Origin of the sequence: Treponema sp. Marseille-Q4130 (genome assembly GCF_014334325.1) — a bacterium.
In the GTDB taxonomy this organism is placed as follows: Bacteria; Spirochaetota; Spirochaetia; order Treponematales; family Treponemataceae; genus Treponema_D.
The window spans coordinates 73,073-90,532 of record NZ_JACSET010000010.1; the positions used below are offsets into that span (position 1 = coordinate 73,073).

Consider the following 17,460-nt stretch of genomic DNA (forward strand, 5'->3'; position numbering starts at 1 on the left):
GGGCGCGCTTATAATTTCGCAACTCGCAACTCGCAACTCGCAACTCGCAACTCGCAACTCGCAACTCGCTTAGGCGTACTCCGTTCTCAATATTTTTTTCAAAACAATACAATCGCCGCTTGTACACCGCACAGGGAATTTTTCTCTGCGCGGTTTTTATATTTGTCCTATCCATACCCGTGCGCTTTGAAAAAATCTGCGGCGCAGAACATACATAAGGTTTTAGACGAGGGTAAGCGCGCGGCTTAGGCTGCATCGCTCACAGAGTACGCGGGTATCGCTGCCGGCATTGCCGGAGATACATATTTTGGGAATGAAAGTTCCTGCAATTACAAGTCTTTATACAGGAGGAAACGATGAAGACTACGATTTTTAACCGAAAAGCTCAGGCTTTTTTTGCAGCGGCGGCTGTGCTTGCCGCAGTATTCACAGCGGGTTGCAAAACCGAATCGGACGGAGATTCAGGACCGGGATACGTTAAGGTCGACTTCGGTACAAACGGCGACGGCTTAAAAGACTATCTTAAAACAAAGGCATCACCTGTCGAAGTAAATTACATCGAAATAACGGGCCTTGCAAAGGAGGACTTAAAAGGTGCAACCTCCCCCAGTACGGCAAGCAGGCTCGGAAAAATACTGAGCAACAACGATACAATAGACGTCGCTCTTAAATTCGGAGAAATACCGGATCTTACCGATATGTCACGCTGTTTTTACGAGTGTAAAAATCTCGTAAAGGCTCCCGAAATACCTGAAAGCGTTACGGATCTGGATTTCTGTTTTTGCGGGTGCGAAAGGCTGATACGGGCGCCTTCGGTTATACCTAAAAACGTTCGGACTATGTATGGTTGTTTTTCCGAGTGTAAAAAACTCATGCAGGCTCCGGTAATATCCGAAGGCGTTACTGATATGAAAACCTGCTTTTCCCGCTGTGAAAGTTTGACAAAAGTTCCTGCGATCCCTGACAGTGTTAAAGAGATGGCTGTTTGCTTTTCCGGCTGCAAAAAGCTGGCGGAAGTTCCTGCGATCCCTAAAAACGTTGAATTCTTGAGGCAATGCTTTTATCAGTGCGGAAGCCTTAAAGCCGTTACGCTTAAGTGCGATTACAATCCTGCAACCATTCTTGGCAACCAGGCTTTTGCCGCCGCCTTTTACGGCTGTACAAGCTTAACGGCGGGCAGCATAAAGGTTCCGTCGGGACAGCTGGCAACGTATACGGCTGCCGCCGCCACAATGTCTGCGCAGGCGGAGTGGTTCGCAGCGGAATAAGCTGCAGCGCAGGCTGAAATTTTTAAAATCGAGTTTTCTTTTGAAAACTCGCTACTATACGCATGCGCTTGCGTACATTGATTGTACGGCTTCAAAATCTGAAGATTTAGTCGCCGTACAATTTTTTTTTGAAAATAATGCGCAAACGAAAAACCGCGGCAATAATACGCGAAAAAACGCTGCATACGCGTCTTCCAAAATACGTTCGGCGCGCAATCATAATGCCCGAAGCGCAAGGAGAAGTGTGCAGTGCATCGTGCATAGACGACACGTCGTGCACGCCGCCGTTTAAAACGACGGAACGGACGCCGCGCCTCAAGCGATTTTTGCGTATTTGCTGCCATTAAGCGAAAATTTTCGGATTTGCACATATCCGTTTCCACAGTATTGATTTTTTAAAGTTTCTAAAGATATTGGACAAAAGCTATTGGAATAACGGCAAAAATTCTGTATATTATAAGCATGGCTGACAGCGATACGTTCGGAAACGGCGAGTTTTCGATCGAAGCGGTCGATGCCGTCGATTACGATATTCCGCCGAACGGCCGCGTCGTTTTTTTTAACGACGACTATACGACGAAGGATTTTGTCGTCGACGTGCTTATGTCCGTTTTTCATAAATCGGAACACGACGCGTGCATCATCATGGAATCCGTACACAAAACGGGTTCCGGTATTGTCGGCGTGTACGCCTTCGATATAGCGGCGACGCGGGCTTCGATAACCGTGCACCGTGCGCGAGAAGAGGGCTTCCCGCTGAAAGTTGAAGTGCAGGAAGTGTAGGCGATATCGATTGATCGAAAAAAAATTAATCGATAGCTGCCTTATAATAATCGATGGGAATTGCACTCGCGTGCGATTTTTGTTCGGCTCCGAATTGTGCCGCCTACTGCGGTGAGCAGGAGTAATAAAATATGGAAATAAGTCCGCAGCTGCGAAAGATATTATCGGTTTCGTTTTCCGATGCGAAATACGCACGACACGAATTTTTTACGCCGGAGCATCTGCTCAGTTCTGCGCTCGCGTTCGATTCGGTACACGATCTGCTCGAATCGTGCGGCGCGGATGTGGCGACTATTCGCGATTATGTAAACGAATACATTAAAAAAAATGTGCCGGTGTCCGCAGTGCAGGGAAACGGGCAGATCGCCGAACCCGTTGAAACGCAGGGCTTTCAGGAAGTGATGAACCGAGCCGTGTTCCACTGCGCGTCGAGCGACAGGCAGATACTCGACATCACCGATGTGCTCGTCAGCATGATCGAAGAAAAACGTAATTATTGTGCGTATTCGTTGCGTATGGGCGGCGTCGACAAGCTCCGTCTCATCGAAGCGATCGGCGCACAAAAATTGACGGATGAAAATCAATTTTTTTTGGACGGCGGCGATGGGCAGCAAAAATTCATGCCGGGTATGCAGACGGGAGACGACGCGCGCCATGAAAATCCACGCGGAACAAAACCGACGGCGCTCGAAAAATTTTGCGTCGATTTGACGGCGGAGGCAAAGCAGGGTAAAATCGATGCGCTCATCGGGCGGACGGATGAAATCGACCGCACGATCCAGATCTTGTGCCGCCGCACGAAAAACAATCCGCTTTACGTCGGAGACGCGGGCGTCGGAAAGACGGCGCTCGCAAACGGGCTCGCGCTCAGGATCGCGCAAAACGACGTGCCGGATGCGATCAACGATTTTTCCATCTACAGCCTCGATATGGGTTTGCTGCTCGCCGGTACGAAATTCCGCGGCGATTTTGAAGACCGTCTCAGAAAGATCACCGACGAACTGATGAAAAAAAAGCACGCGATTTTATTTATCGATGAGATCCACATGATCATGGGCGCCGGTACGAGCGGCAACAGTACGATGGATGCGGCGAATTTGTTAAAACCGGTACTGTCGTCGGGAAAGATCCGCTGCATCGGTTCGACGACGCACGAAGAGTATGCGAAAAATTTCGAAAAAGACAGGGCGCTCGCGCGCCGTTTCCAAAAGATCGATATCAAAGAACCGTCGCCGGAAGACACGCTGGCGATTTTAAAAGGACTCCGCGATAAATACGAAAGTTACCACGGAGTGGTGTACAGCGATACGGCGCTGAAACTTGCGGTCGACTTGTCGGTGCAGTATTTGCCGGACAGACGGCTTCCCGATAAAGCCATCGACATTATCGACGAAGCGGGTTCATACTTGAAGATCAAAGCGAAGGGCGGATTCGCCCGCATACGCAAAGCTCCCGCGCCCGAAAGCGATGCTGCATATACGCAGGAAGTATCGCATACGAACGCGCTTTCGAAAAAGCCCGTCGTATCGACTTCCGTTATTAAAATGGTGACGGCGAAGATGGCGCGCGTACCGCTTGAATCGGTGACGAGCGGAGAAAAAGAAAAGCTCCGCGACCTCGCCGACACGATGCGCTCGGAAATCTTCGGGCAGGATGAAGCGGTCGCTGCGGTAACGAAGGCGGTAAAAAGGGCGCGCGCGGGATTCAACAATCCCGAACGGCCGGAAGCGAGTTTTTTGTTCGTCGGACCGACGGGCGTCGGTAAAACGGAGCTCGCCCGCGCTCTTTCCCGTACGCTCGGCGAAACGCTCTTGCGTTACGATATGAGCGAATATCAGGAAGAGTATACGGTGAGTCGTCTCATCGGTTCGGCGCCCGGTTACGTCGGCTATGAAGAGGGCGGTCAGCTTACCGAAGACGTGCGCAAAAATCCGCATTCGATCGTGCTCTTCGACGAAATCGAAAAGGCGCATCCGAAAATTTACAATGTGCTGCTTCAAGTTATGGACTACGGATTTCTCACCGACAATCAGGGACGCAAAGCCGATTTCCGAAACTGCATCATCATCATGACGAGCAATGCCGGCGCGCGTGAAATGGAAAAGAGCAAAGTCGGGTTCGGCGCCGAAAACGCTTCGGACGAGGGAGACGCTCTCAGCGAAGCGGTCGAAAAAGCTTTTTCTCCGGAATTCCGCAACAGGCTCGATGGTGTTATCGCATTTTCTCATTTGGGAAAAGAAATCGTCGACGATATCGCGAAAAAAGAAGTCGCAAAGCTCGCCGCCCGCCTCGCGCAAAAAAAAGTCAAGCTGGAAACGACCGCGCACGCGATCGCCTACCTTTCGGAAAAAGGCTATTCGCGCGAATTCGGAGCGAGAAATATGGCGCGCACCGTCGAAGAAGAAATCGCATCACCGCTTACCGATGAAGTGCTCTTCGGAAAACTTTCCGCAGGCGGCGAAGTGCACGTCGACGTATCGTCCGGAAGCGACGGCACGGAAACATTGACCTTCGATTATGGAAAGCATTGATTGGCGGAAAAAGCTCGGCGCAGAACGTTTCGGAAGCGATTTTGAATACACGCATTTTTTCGTACGCGACGCAGGACGCAACGGTTTGCTCGGCTATACGGAAACCCTGACACCCGAGCTTGTGTTTTCGGCATATCTGCAGGGGATTTTCCCGTGGTACGACGAAAGCTCGGGCGATCCCGTTCTGTGGTGGAGTCCCGATCCGCGTTTCGTGCTTCCCGTAAATGAAATCCGTTTTCCGCGCAGCGCCGTAAAATTTTTAAAACACAGCCCGTATACGTATACCATCGATGCCGCCTTTTCCCGCGTAATCGAAAATTGCGCGCACGTACATCGCGCGGGTCAGGACGGCACGTGGATAGGAAATCGCATGATCGATATCTACTGCGCGCTGCACGAACGCGGCATTGCACATTCGGTCGAAGCGTGGCACGGAAACGAGCTTGCGGGCGGACTTTACGGAGTGCTCATCGGAAAAGTATTTTGCGGCGAGTCGATGTTTACGCTTCAGTCGAACGCCGGCAAAAGCGCGTTTATGCTTTTCGCAAAAGCGTTTGAAAGATGCGGCGGCGTTTTGATCGATTCGCAAGTGTATACGGAAAACATCGCGCGATACGGCGGCCGCAACATAAGCCGAGCGGCGTTTTTGCGCATGGAAAGCGAACTCTTGCCGCAAAAACTTTCAGACGACTTGGGCAGGGTTTTCGGCGAAATAGCCGCGGAAACCGTACGTACATCCCGGCTTCATGCGGAAAGCGCTTCGAATCGCTGAGTGAGACCGCGCTGAAAACTTCACGCTTAATGTACGTGTGCGCTCCTGTGCACAAATTGCAAAATAACCGGTCTCACCGAGAAAGAAGTCGGGCAGCTGTAAACGCATTTTTTCGCTATATTGCTTATCTCTTTAATTCGGCGAGCGCGGTTTGAAGGGCTGCGATGCCGTAGAGGGCGGCGGTTTCGCATCGCAAAATATTTCCCGCAAAGTGAACGGATGCAAATCCCGCATTTCGAAGCGCCGCCATTTCATCAGGGCTTATGCCGCCTTCACATCCGACGGCGAGCGCCGCGTGCGTAACGCCTGCAAAAAGCGCATCCGAAAACGGCACGCAAAAATCATTCCGCTCCGAGAGGACGACGGCTGCCGACGTGTTTCGCGCTTTTTCGCTCATCCGTCTCCACACTTCACATGCTCCTCGAACATCCGCGGTTTCGGCGACTGAGGTTTCCACGGGAGAGCCGCTCTGCTCGCGAGCTTCTTTGATGATCCGCGCAAAGCGTTCGGCTTTCCCTGCCAGAGAAGCGATGCTGCCCTTTTGCGAATACTCGCCTGCGACGGGAACTATCGTTTTTACTCCGCACTCGCAAGCTTGTCGGACAATGAGTTCCATCTTTTGCGGCTTCGCGATGAATTGAAAGAGCGTATATTCGACGGCACGGCGATCCTTATCGATATCGGCGGCGCCGACACCGCGCGAGACAGAGGTTTCTCCCTGTCCGCACTTTTGCAATACGGCAATACCCCGAACGTCGTCGATGCGTGCGACGGTCATGGAAAAAAGAGAGCCTCCGGGAATCCGCACGTCGAACATATCGCCCGGCTTTGCGCGGAGGACGCGGCACAGATGTGTAAAATCTTTTCCCGAAACGGAGAGCAGCCCCTTTTCATCGGGAGCTACAGCGGAGAGAAACTGCCGCACGCTTTAAGTTCCCGACTTCTTTTTCGCTTCGGCTTCATCCTGCAGCTCTTTGAGCGTTTTCGCGGATTTGACAAGATTTTTAAAATCGCTCGATTTTAAAATTTCGATCGCAGCGTTCAGCTGAATGTCGTAATCCGAATCGTAGAGCATCGCGGGCTTTAAACGGTTTACGCGGACACGAATGAGACGCCGAAGCAAAGCCGCGCCAAGCGGATATTTTTTTTGCAATACGAGCGCGTAAGAGGCGATATCGCGTTCGGTCATACCGCTGTGAGAATCGACGTAGGATGCGATCGCATTCGATTTGATCAATTCCGCATACGTTTTTTCTTCCGCCTCGCTCAATTCGGGATAGAGCACTTCTCTGTCGGGAGGAATGCCGACTTTGTCGATATTCGTGTCGCTCGGCGTATAGTAGCGCGCCATTGTAATTTTAAAACCGTCGGAAGCGCTGAGCGGGATCACCTGCTGAACGGAACCCTTACCGTAAGTACGCTGACCGACGAGGTATGCGAGGTGATTGTCTTTGAGCGCTCCCGCCAGAATTTCCGATGCGGACGCCGAACCGCGATTTATGAGCACGACAATCGGAAGACCTGCCGAAACAGTCGTTTTTTTTGCGTTCGCGGTAAAGACTTTATTTTCAAACGAAAGGCGGCTCTTCGTCGAAACGAGCGTTCCCGAATCGATGAATTTATCCGCAACGTCTGCGACACTCGTGATAAGCCCTCCGGGGTTGTCGCGCAGATCGATTATTAAATTTTTATAATTCGCTTTTGCAAACGAATCGAGCGCTTCCTGCACGCGCTTGGGCGTATCGGGCGTAAATTCGATGATGCGGAGATAGCCCGTCGCACTTATCATGCCGTACTTTACCGTCGGCACTTCGATGAGCGCTCTGACGAGCGTTACGTCGAATCTGATGTCTTTGCCTCGCAAAATCGAAACGGTAACCGGCGTGCCCGCTTTACCGCGCAAATGATTGAGCACTTCTTCCATCGTCATAGGAGCCGTGGCTTCCCCGTCGATCGCCGTGATATAATCGCCCGACAGGATGCCCGCTTTGGCGCCCGGCGTATCTTCGATCGGAGAAGCGACTTCAACGTAGGCGGGCTTTTCGGAAGACGATTCGATAGGCTTGCTGATGGAAAGTCCGACACCGCCGAAATTGCCGGCCGTCGTATCGGAGAGCGGGCGCATCGTATTTTGATCGAGGTACTGCGTATACGGATCTTTCAACGAGTCGAGCATCCCCTTGAGCGCTCCTTCGTAGAGCACTTTCGGATCGATCTCGTCGACATAATTCTGCTGCACAAAATCGAATACCGCAGAGATTTTTTTCATGTATTGAAAATTCGAAACGGATTCGCCGCCGGCGGGCGACTCGGCAAAACACTGGGATGCCGCAGCGGAAACGATAAAGGTGCATATAACGGAAACGGCGAAACGGATTGCTTTATTGCGTATTTTAATGACAGCCATGTGTATCATTGTATGACGGGAAGCTGAAAATTGCAACATACCGAATTCCCCTCATTGACAGAACACCCGACAAAGCATATTCTGATGCTGTCATATTCACCAAGCAATCCAGAGGAGTATCTCATGAGTGAAAACAATTCGGAAAGCAAGTTCAATTTGAAAGGCGGGTTTTCCGCAGCATCAAAAGAAGCGACGGCTTTCAAAAAATTCATTTCGCGCGGCAATGTCGTCGATATGGCGGTCGGTGTCATCATCGGCGGTGCGTTCGGCAAAATCATTTCGAGCCTTGTCAACGACATAATCATGCCGCTTATCGGTCTGTTGATCGGGGGCATCGACTTTACGAACTTAAGCGTAAAGATCGGCGAAGCGACGGTTGCATACGGCAATTTCATTCAAACCGTCGTCGATTTTTTAATCGTCGCGATCTGTATCTTTGCCGTCGTGAGGATCTTCGAGCGCTTTAAGAAAAAGGAAGAAAAAGAAGAAGCGCCCGCAGCCAAACCCGCCGATATCGTGCTGCTGGAAGAAATCCGCGATATATTAAAAAATAAAAATTAATCGGTTGAATGACGAGTGTCGAAAGTATAAGCTGATAAAGCTGTACTTTCGGCGAGGACTTCGTTTACTGCGCTCACGCCGTTCGCTGCGCTCCGATGCCCCGCATCGGTTTTTTTTTCGGCACACACAAGCGGAGACCGGCGTCTGCGCTTTCGACGGCGCAAAGTTTACACAACCCGCAAATATTCTATCGTATGTTACGCCCACACAAACCACAGCGCAGCAGCAGCGGCGGCAGTCGTTAAAATCGTAAAGGGCGCTCCTGTTTTAAGCCAACCGGCAAAATCGACCGGATATCCTTCTCGTTTGAGGATACCCATCGCAACGACATTTGCGCTCGCTCCGAACGGCGTCAAATTGCCGCCGAGACAGGAACCGATGAGGAGCGCAAACATATACAATTCGGCGGCGAGATTCATCCGGGAAGCGAGCGTCTGCGCGACAGGCAGCATGACGATGATATACGGCACGTTGTCGACAAAGCCGGAAATCACAACCGATACGACGAGGATCAGCATAAAGCCGACGAAGACATTGCCGCCGGTAATGCGTGCAAGGGTATGAGCAAAATCGGAAAGCAGTCCCGTTTCCGAAATTGCACCGACGACGATAAATATGCCGATCAAAAACGCGATCGTTTCCCAATCGAGTCCTTTGATAAGCAGCCACGTTTCTCGCGGCGGTCGACGCTGTACAAATCGGAACCACAGCACACCCGCAATGCCGAGTGTAAGCACGTACAGTCCCGACAAAAATTCACAATCGAAATGTAAAAACGAAATCGCAGCCAGACCGAAGATCATCGCAAGCAGGAGAAAGAACGGAAGAGGCGAAATCACTTCGCTTTTATCCAAATCGGGTTTTTCTTTTTGCTTTGCAAAGAACAGATAAAAATACAGGCAGCCGGTAATCATACCCGTTTGGATAAAGAAAAAAATAGACGGCTTTGCCGCGTGCACGAAAAAATCGTTGAATGTATAGCCCGCGTAACTTGCAAAGATCATCGACGGCGGATCTCCGACGAGCGTCGCGGTTCCTTCAAGATTCGACATGACGGCAAGTCCTATCATAAAATACGTCGGATCGATTTTAAGCTTTTTGCACAGTGCAAGCGCTATCGGCGCCATGACGAGTACTGTCGCAACGTTTTCGACGAAGATCGAAATAATCCCTGTCATCGCGAGGATGAGCACGATTGCGATTCCGGTGTTCGGCGCTTTTTCCACCATGATGTCCGCAATATACGCGGGCATCCGCGAATAGATAAAGAGCGCGGCTATTATCATGCTCCCCACATAGATCATGAGTACGTTCCAGTTGACGAGCGATGTGAACGCGTGTATGAAAGGATAGGCGCGAAGCGGAACGCCGCCGGAGGAAAAAATGCTTTCCGGGAATATCACACCCAGCAGCAGAATGACGAGCGCCGACGCCGAGGTAAATACTATTTTTTTGTGCTGCACGATGATGACGAGCGCATACATCATAACGGCAAGCGTGAGCACGACCCATTTCATTTCCATAGTTAAAAAAGTATACAGAAAAAAAAGCCGCAGGTAAATGCGATGTCTGATATGTCAATCTCTGATGCGTGCTACCGGTGTAATGCAGGGAGGCAGCGCCGAAAACCTATGTAGAGGTATAATTACTTCATTATACCTAAGGCGGGGTTTCGGCGGTAGATCCGTTTCCGGCGTTCAATTTAAACCTTCCTTAAAATTCAACAGTCGAACAAAATATCAATTTTGGAGAATGTTGAATTCGTGCGCGCAAGCGCACAGTTAATAAGCTATGTTTCGAGTTCGTCCGAAACTCGAAGTTAAATTGAACGGCGCCATTTCAGACGTTCAATTTAAACCTTCTAAAAACTCGAACGCGAAAGCGGCGAGCCTATCCACGTGCCTTCGCTTCCGAGATAATCTTCGCGCTGCCCTTCGATGATAAACTGCACGCTGTTGACGGTGCTGAACGAAGTCGCCGTGTAGACGATCTGCATCAGCTGTGCGAGATAGCCCTGTACGCCGACGCTGTTGAATGAAAAAGCTTCGCTGAAATTGAGCGTTGCGATGCCGTTTTTTACCGAAGCGCCGAGAAGCTTTGTGCCCGAAGGGATCAGCGTCATCGTATTGCGCGCTTTTTCTTCCGCGCTCGGTCCGGCTAAAAGAGAGTTCAGCGTATCGGTGAGCGGAGAATCCGACTTCGGTAATTTGCGCGTTACGATTTGACGGCTCACCGACCCGTCGGATCCGATGACGACGAAGCAGAGCGGCACGTTTATCGTTGCTGCAGGCTGCAGTACGCTTTTCGGACTTTGCGTTTTATCGGCGTTCCGTGTATCCGTTTTCGGCTTTTCCTCCGCCTTTGTTTCACCGCTTTTTTCGGCATTTGACCGATCGGCAGGTTTTTGTGCGTCGGGTACCGATGCCGGTTTTTGTGCAGTGCTTTCGTTTTGCTTTGCAAGGTTCGAGCGGTTATTTTCGGTGACTGAGGGTTCGGTCGAATTCGCTTCGGGTAAAATATCTATTTGAAAGGCGTCGCCGCCGCTTTTCGGATTTTGTTTTTGTTCGTGGTTTTGAACGAACTCCGGCGTCTTTCCGAACACGCGACCGAAAAAATCGGTGTTTTGCAGGTTTGAAAGTATGGTATCTTTTTTAACAAAAAAGAATACGAGCAGAATAAGCGCGACGAGCAGCCAACACGCAAATGCAAATCCCGTATTCTTCTTTTTTGTATTCCGTTCAGCCATATCTATAGTATCGGTAGCATTTGCCCGCACTATTAGGGCGAATGTCAAGTTCCGAAACTATCAGCGGATAACGCTATGTTTCCGGCGAGGACGGCTACGGTACAATTGTCCGTAAGCGTGTACAAGTGCGGCTCTCACAGCGGACGCTGCGTGTAAAAGTACAACCGTTCCGTAGATACAGCGAGTTTGCGACGCAAACTCGGTAGTGAGGCGAATCCGAACGTCGCTTCCGCAAGCTGAACGCACAAAGTCGCACGCGGGTCTCCCGCTGTTGCGCCGCATCGTGTACGCTTGCAGCCGTTTCGGCACGCAGCCGAAACTCCGCTTTCGAAATCCGGCAGCAGCCCTGCCGTTTCGCATGATCCGTCAGCCGGCCAGATATTCGTTTATGCTCGCAGCCGCTTTTCTGCCTTCGCCCATGGCGAGGATGACCGTTGCCGCTCCGAGTACGATGTCGCCGCCCGCCCATACTTTCGTTTTGCTCGTCGCCTGTTTGTCGTCGACGACGATGTGACCGTGTTTATCCGCATCGAGACCGGGCGTCGTGCGAACGAGCAGGGGATTGCTGCCGTTGCCGAGGGCGACGATGACCGCATCGCACGGGATTTCGTGTTCGCTTCCCGGAATCGCGACGGGGCTCCGTCTGCCCGATGCGTCGGGTTCGCCGAGTTCGTATCGCAGCGCTTTGATACCGCGCACGCGGCCGTTCAGCGCTTTGTCTTCGCTTTCGATGCCGAGCACTTCGATCGGGTTTTCGAGGAATCGGAATTCGACGCCCTCTTCTTCCGCGTGACCGACTTCTTCTTTTCGAGCGGGCATTTCATCGCGCGTTCTGCGGTACACGATGCTGACGTGTTCCGCGCCGAGCCTGAGCGCCATGCGTGCAGCGTCCATAGCGACGTTTCCGCCGCCCACGACGATGACGTTTTTCGCTTCGTAATACGGCGTATCGGCAGTACCCTTCATATACGCCTTCATCAGATTGGCACGCGAAAGGTATTCGTTTGCGCTGAATACGCCGATGAGATTTTCTCCCGGAATATTGAGGAATTTCGGAAGCCCCGCGCCCGTGCCGATAAAGGCGGCGTCGAAACCCTTTTCCGTTAAAAGCTGATCGAGCGTGTCGGTGCGTCCGACGAGAAAGTTCATTTCGAATTTGACGCCCATCTTTTTCAGATTTTCGACTTCCTTTGCAACGATGTCTTTCGGAAGACGGAATTCGGGAATGCCGTAAAGCATGACGCCGCCGGCTTTGTGGAACGCGTCGAATACGGTAACGTCGTGACCCGCTCTCGCGCAGTCGGCCGCGACCGTAAGCCCTGCGGGACCAGATCCGACGACAGCGACTTTTTTGCCCGTCGCTTTTGCGACCGTCGGCAGCGTCGTTTTATTGTTCGTGCGTTCCCAATCCGCGACGAACCGTTCGAGCCGTCCGATCGAAACCGCTTTGTCGACCGTTTTATGAATCTTTCCGACCGTGCACTCTTTTTGGCACTGTTTTTCCTGCGGACACACGCGGCCGCAGATAGCCGGCAAAAGGTTCGTCAATTTAATCGTATCGACTGCAGATTTGAAATCTCCCTTTTGAATTTCTCCAATAAACTGCGGGATCGCGATGCCGACGGGACAGCCCGCGACACAGGGTTCGTTTTTGCACTGGAGACAGCGGTTCGCTTCGTTGATCGCCATCTCTTTCGTATAGCCGAGCGCTACTTCGCCCATTTCGCGCGCGCGTTTTTTCGGCTCCGCGACAGGCATTTCCTGAAGCGGAATCGCCATGCGGTCTTTCGGAGAAAGAGGTGCCGCTTTTATCTTCTGTTCGATTTCGTCGAATTCTTTTTTCGCCTGCGCTTCCAATTCATTTGCTGAAATATATTCCGTCATGATTATCGTCCTCTATAAAACTTTTGCAGGAAATTATTAAAAAATTACGATTGAGCTTTTTGCTCGATCGCGCTTTCCAATTTGCATTTGTGGAAATCTTCCTGTTCCTGCGCTTTGAACGTGCCCATGCGCATCATCATATTGTCCCAATCGACTTTATGCGCGTCGAAATCAGGTCCGTCCACGCACACGAATTTCGTTTCATCGCCGACCGTAACGCGGCAGCCGCCGCACATACCGGTACCGTCGATCATAATCGTGTTGAGCGACACCACCGTCGGGATATTGTATTTTTCCGTCGTCTTTGCGGCGAACTTCATCATAATGGGAGGTCCGATCGCGATGACTTCCGCAGGCGGCGTCTGGGATTTGCAGAGCTCATCGAGCGGTACCGTGACAAGCCCCTGCCTGCCCGCGCTTCCGTCGTCGGTCATGACGATAACTTCGTCCGCAACCTTTTTCATCTCATCGACGAAAATGAGCAAATCTTTATTGCGCGCGCCTATGATCATAATCACTTTATTGCCGACCGCTTTAAGCGCCTGCACGATCGGATAACACGGCGCAACTCCGAAACCGCCGCCTACAACGACGACCGGCCCGTCGCGCTTTTCGATAACCGACGGATTTCCGAGCGGGCCGAGCACCGCAGCGATGGAATCCCCCGTCTTTTTTTGCGCGAGTTTATACGTCGTCGCTCCGACCGCCTGAAAGACGAGCACGACCCAGCCTTCTTCCGCATTCGCATCCGCGATCGTCAGCGGAACGCGTTCTCCGTAATCCGTGTCGAGCTGCACGATGACGAATTGTCCCGCTTTGCGGTTGCGCGCAATTTCGGGAGCTTCGAATTTCATGTAGTAGACGCCGGCGGAAATTTCTCTCTTTTCAAGAATTTTGAACATAGCATACCTTCGATAGAATAGATACTTATTATTGTATAGGAAAAAGGGAAAAAAGTAAATCGAATTAAAATTTTGAAAAATTATTTATCGACTAAGATCTTTTTACGGGATTTAAGGGGGGAAGTCTCCCCCTCGCGCGCACTCCGTTGCGCGCTGCCCCCTCCTGCGGGGACACCCCGCAACGCCCCGAAACCCCGCTTCATCAATTTTTCAGCAGATCCGCAAAGGGATTGTACGTCATACCGTCGTTCCGCACGCCGCCCGCTTTTACGCCTGAGCTTTGGCGGTTTTTGCCGTCGCTCTTCTGCCGCGTGCCGTCTGCATTTTTCGAAAGCGCTTTTACGACGACCGCTCTCTTTACGCCCCCGTTCGCTTTTTTTTCATGCGGTGACCCGCCGCCTCCCTTGTCGCCGGATTTCGCTTCCGGCGGATTGAGCGCGCGCGATGCTGCGTCGCTTTTCAGCGACAGGCTGATACGTTTTCTGTCGGGATCGAGCGCGAGAATTGTAAATTCTTTGACGTCGCCGACCTTGACGATTTCCATCGGCTCTTTGACGAAATTGTCCGAAAGCTCGCTGATGTGGATGAGTCCCGTTTCGTGCAAACCGAGATCGACGAAAGCGCCGAAGTCCACGACGTTTTTGATTTTGCCTGTAACTTTCATGCCCGGCTTCAAATCTTCGAACTGAACGACGCCTTTTTGCATGATCGGAGCGGGGTAGTCGTCGCGCGGATCGCGGTTCGGCTTTTTCAATTCTTCTGCGATATCCGAAATCGTCGTTTCCCCGATGCCGTATTTTTCTTCGAGTTTCTTTTTCAATTCGCCGGAAACTTCGCCGCCCGATTTGATGACGGCAAAAAGCTCGCGCGCCGCTTCGTAGTTTTCGGGATGCACCCACGTGTTGTCGAGCGGTTCTCCGCTTTCGGGAATTTTTAAAAATCCCGCGCACTGCTCGAAGGTTTTCGGGCCGAGTCCGCTCACTTTTTTCAAATCGTCGCGGCTTGTGATCTTTCCGTTTGCATCGCGGTATGCGACGATCTTTTTCGCCGTCGCGGGCGTAATGCCCGAAACGTATTTTAAAAGCGAACTGCTCGCTGTATTCAAATTGACGCCGACTTTGTTTACGACGGAACCCACCACTTCGTCGAGCATGTCGGAAAGTTTTTTTTGATTGACGTCGTGCTGATAAAGTCCGACGCCGATCGCTTTCGGATCGATTTTGACGAGTTCGGCAAGCGGATCCTGCAGCCGCCGTCCCATACTCACCGCTCCGCGGATCGTCAAATCCAAGTCGGGAAACTCTTCGCGCGCGATGTCGCTTGCGGAATACACCGACGCACCGCTTTCGTCTACGACCGTATAGCGCACGTCGGGATAGTTTTCGCTTATGACGCGGCTTACGAGTTCGCGCACTTCGGGACTTCCCGTTCCGTTTCCGACGGCGACGACTTGAATATCGTATTTTTTGATCGCAGCTTTAAGCGCTTCGTAGGAACCCGAAACGTCTGCGACCTGCTTTATTAAAAAGCTTCCGAGATATTTTCCCGTTTCGTCGAGAGCGGCGCACTTCGTTCCGGTGCGTATGCCCGGATCGACGCCGAGCACGCGGCTGCCTTTGATCGGCTGCGTCATCAAAAGGTTTCTGAGGTTTTCGCTGAATATGCCGATACCGTGTTCGTCCGCTTTATCCGTTTCGTCGCTGCGGATTTCGCGCACGACGGCAGGCGAAAGGAGACGCACGACGCCGTCTTTGATCGCGTCCGCGTGATACGCGTTGTTGATCGTTTGGCGCTTTTGCAGCATATCTACGGCCGCATCGACGTCCACGTTTACGGTAACTTCGAGCGCTTCTTCCCGTTCTCCGCGGTTTATCGCGAGAATGCGGTGCGGCTTTATCTGATTGAGCGGCTCCGTGTAATCCCAATACATCTGATATGTCGACGTTTTTTGCTTTTCTTCGTCTCCGATACCTTTCGAAACGATCGAGCCGGTCGCCATATAGAGGTCGTACACCGCTTTGCGGTTCGCGCTGTCCTGAGCCGTCCTTTCCGCGATGATGTCTTTCGCACCCGCGATCGCATCCTCTGCAGTCGGAACTGAAAGTTCGGGGTTGTCGTCATTTATTTTAATAAATTCTTCCGCCTTTTTTTCGATTGCAGTATCGTCGAGCGTGAGCATCGCATCCGCAAGCGCTTCGAGCCCGCGTTCGATCGCGATCATGCCGCGCGTTTTCTTTTTCTTTTTAAACGGCGCCCATAAGTCTTCAAGCGCCGTGAGCGTAAGCGCGCTCATTACCGCGTCGTACAGAGATTCGGTGAGCTTCCCTTGAGCAAAAATACCCCTCGCGATTTCGAGGCGGCGTTCTTCGAGATTTTTATGCGATTTGAACAGGCGGTCGCAGTCGCGTATCTGCATTTCGTCGAGCGAACCGTGTTTTTCTTTTCGATAGCGTGCGATAAACGGAACCGTGCAGCCTTCGTTTACGAGGTCGATGACGGCGCGCACCTGCGTTTCGCGGATGCCGATTTCCGCCGCGATTTTTTGTACGATGAGCGCTTCATCGATTGCGAGCGCGTCCATTGTGTCTTGAGTAAATTCCATATAGGCGCTATTGTACGGAAAAGGACGGTGCGTGGCAAGGAAGATGAAAAATATATGTGTGATGTTTTTTTATACGGTATTGTTATGCACTGTTTTTGCCTGTAGTTCTGTTCCTATGAATCGGACTACGGAAAAAGATAATTTGTTGATATTCAGGCTTAACCTTCGAGTCTACGAGAAAAAAATACGGAAAGATCCCGGTAATTATCGGCTGTATTATGAACGGGGAAATTATTATTGTTTGTCGGGATACTATAATGCGGCGCTGTCGGATATAAATAAAGCTCTGCAAATACAGCCGTCTTATGAGGAAGCGCTTTTATTAAGGGGAATGATTTTTATTTGTAAGGCGCAATATAAGGATGCGCTTGCCGATTTCGACGAAGCACTTGTATTGATTCCCGACGATGACAGAGTATACAATAACAGAGCATGCCTCTATATACAGTTGGGAGATCTGGAAAAAGCACTTCGTGATATCGATACCGCTATAGAGTTGAATCCGAAGTGTGACTTACATTTTAAAAATAAAGGACAAATCCGTTATCGAATGAATGATTATGAAAATGCGGTTTTAAATTATTCTCATGCGATAAGGCTGAATCCTAAAAATGCGGAAACCTATTTTGATCGGGGTGCGGCATATGAAATGCTGCGACGATATGATGCGGCCTTGAGCGATTACCGTAAAGCCGCAACATTAAAATACCGCGTTTCGGATGTGTATTTTCATATAGGCGTTTGCTGTTACCGTTTGCAAAAATACGGTGATGCTCTCGATGCGTTTACCGAAGCGATTAAAATCGATGATGCAAATTATGTATTCTATGAATGGCGAGGTAATACAAATCTTGCATTAGAAAGACGTAACAAAGCGGAGGCGGATTTTGATACGGTGAAGCGGCTTATGGCAAACGCTTCGTTGCAGTAATTTTGAAAAACGATATTGCAAGTTATTCTTTGAAATTATGCGGCTCCCGCTTTTTTGTTTTCATACATCATAC

The 17,460-nt window shown here is 51.0% G+C and carries 14 protein-coding genes; 7 read left to right on the plus strand and 7 right to left on the minus strand.

What is annotated here, in order from left to right:
- Positions 1 to 356 precede the first annotated feature (356 nt).
- The 5 genes from H9I36_RS10710 to aat all read left to right on the plus strand — a co-directional run bounded on the left by H9I36_RS10710 (position 357) and on the right by aat (position 5,354).
- Positions 357 to 1,268 (plus strand): leucine-rich repeat protein, encoded by a 912-nt coding sequence (locus H9I36_RS10710; RefSeq protein WP_187385349.1) that lies wholly within the window; start codon positions 357 to 359, stop codon positions 1,266 to 1,268.
- A gap of 221 nt (positions 1,269 to 1,489) precedes the next feature.
- Positions 1,490 to 1,615 carry a hypothetical protein gene (locus H9I36_RS12955; RefSeq protein WP_255422733.1) on the plus strand — a complete coding sequence of 42 codons (126 nt, stop codon included), beginning with the start codon at positions 1,490 to 1,492 and terminating at the stop codon, positions 1,613 to 1,615.
- Positions 1,616 to 1,730: 115 nt separating this feature from the next.
- Entirely contained in the window at positions 1,731 to 2,051 is a 321-nt protein-coding gene (locus H9I36_RS10715; RefSeq protein WP_021330363.1) for an ATP-dependent Clp protease adaptor ClpS, read from the plus strand.
- A gap of 131 nt (positions 2,052 to 2,182) precedes the next feature.
- Entirely contained in the window at positions 2,183 to 4,582 is a 2,400-nt protein-coding gene (locus H9I36_RS10720) for an AAA family ATPase (RefSeq protein WP_187385350.1), read from the plus strand.
- Positions 4,569 to 5,354, plus strand: coding sequence for a leucyl/phenylalanyl-tRNA--protein transferase (aat, locus tag H9I36_RS10725; protein ID WP_187385351.1), 786 nt, complete (start codon positions 4,569 to 4,571; stop codon positions 5,352 to 5,354). The genes H9I36_RS10720 and aat overlap by 14 nt, the downstream gene beginning before the upstream one ends.
- Before the next feature lie 124 nt (positions 5,355 to 5,478).
- On the opposite strand, the gene H9I36_RS10730 is transcribed toward aat, so the two are convergent.
- Both H9I36_RS10730 and H9I36_RS10735 read right to left on the minus strand, forming a co-directional pair.
- Positions 5,479 to 6,279: an RsmE family RNA methyltransferase gene (locus H9I36_RS10730; RefSeq protein WP_187385352.1), complete on the minus strand. Its 801-nt coding sequence runs from the start codon at positions 6,277 to 6,279 to the stop codon at positions 5,479 to 5,481.
- A gap of 3 nt (positions 6,280 to 6,282) precedes the next feature.
- The gene (locus H9I36_RS10735) at positions 6,283 to 7,761 is read right to left on the minus strand and encodes a S41 family peptidase (protein ID WP_370586969.1); all 1,479 of its coding nucleotides are present in this window, start codon (positions 7,759 to 7,761) and stop codon (positions 6,283 to 6,285) included.
- A gap of 123 nt (positions 7,762 to 7,884) precedes the next feature.
- Between H9I36_RS10735 and mscL the strand changes: the two genes are divergently transcribed.
- Complete coding sequence (mscL, locus tag H9I36_RS10740) at positions 7,885 to 8,322, plus strand: large-conductance mechanosensitive channel protein MscL (RefSeq protein WP_187385353.1); 438 nt, start codon at positions 7,885 to 7,887, stop codon at positions 8,320 to 8,322.
- A gap of 197 nt (positions 8,323 to 8,519) precedes the next feature.
- Here mscL and H9I36_RS10745 read toward each other — a convergent pair whose 3' ends face one another.
- The 5 genes from H9I36_RS10745 to H9I36_RS10765 form a co-directional block, all read right to left on the minus strand.
- Positions 8,520 to 9,845, minus strand: a complete 1,326-nt coding sequence (locus H9I36_RS10745) for an ArsB/NhaD family transporter (RefSeq protein WP_187385354.1) — start codon at positions 9,843 to 9,845, stop codon at positions 8,520 to 8,522.
- 338 nt (positions 9,846 to 10,183) lie between these two features.
- A complete protein-coding gene (locus H9I36_RS10750; RefSeq protein ID WP_187385355.1) occupies positions 10,184 to 11,068 on the minus strand; it encodes a GerMN domain-containing protein in 885 nt (294 codons plus the stop codon).
- Between the two features lie 366 nt (positions 11,069 to 11,434).
- The gene (gltA, locus tag H9I36_RS10755; RefSeq protein ID WP_187385356.1) at positions 11,435 to 12,952 is read right to left on the minus strand and encodes an NADPH-dependent glutamate synthase; all 1,518 of its coding nucleotides are present in this window, start codon (positions 12,950 to 12,952) and stop codon (positions 11,435 to 11,437) included.
- Positions 12,953 to 12,996: 44 nt separating this feature from the next.
- Positions 12,997 to 13,854, minus strand: a complete 858-nt coding sequence (locus tag H9I36_RS10760; RefSeq protein WP_187385357.1) for a sulfide/dihydroorotate dehydrogenase-like FAD/NAD-binding protein — start codon at positions 13,852 to 13,854, stop codon at positions 12,997 to 12,999.
- A 202-nt stretch (positions 13,855 to 14,056) separates the two neighbouring features.
- The gene (locus H9I36_RS10765) at positions 14,057 to 16,456 is read right to left on the minus strand and encodes a helix-hairpin-helix domain-containing protein (protein WP_187385358.1); all 2,400 of its coding nucleotides are present in this window, start codon (positions 16,454 to 16,456) and stop codon (positions 14,057 to 14,059) included.
- Positions 16,457 to 16,571: 115 nt separating this feature from the next.
- On the opposite strand from H9I36_RS10765, the gene H9I36_RS10770 reads away from it, so the two are divergent.
- Entirely contained in the window at positions 16,572 to 17,387 is an 816-nt protein-coding gene (locus tag H9I36_RS10770) for a tetratricopeptide repeat protein (RefSeq protein ID WP_255422734.1), read from the plus strand.
- Positions 17,388 to 17,460: the final 73 nt, after the last annotated feature.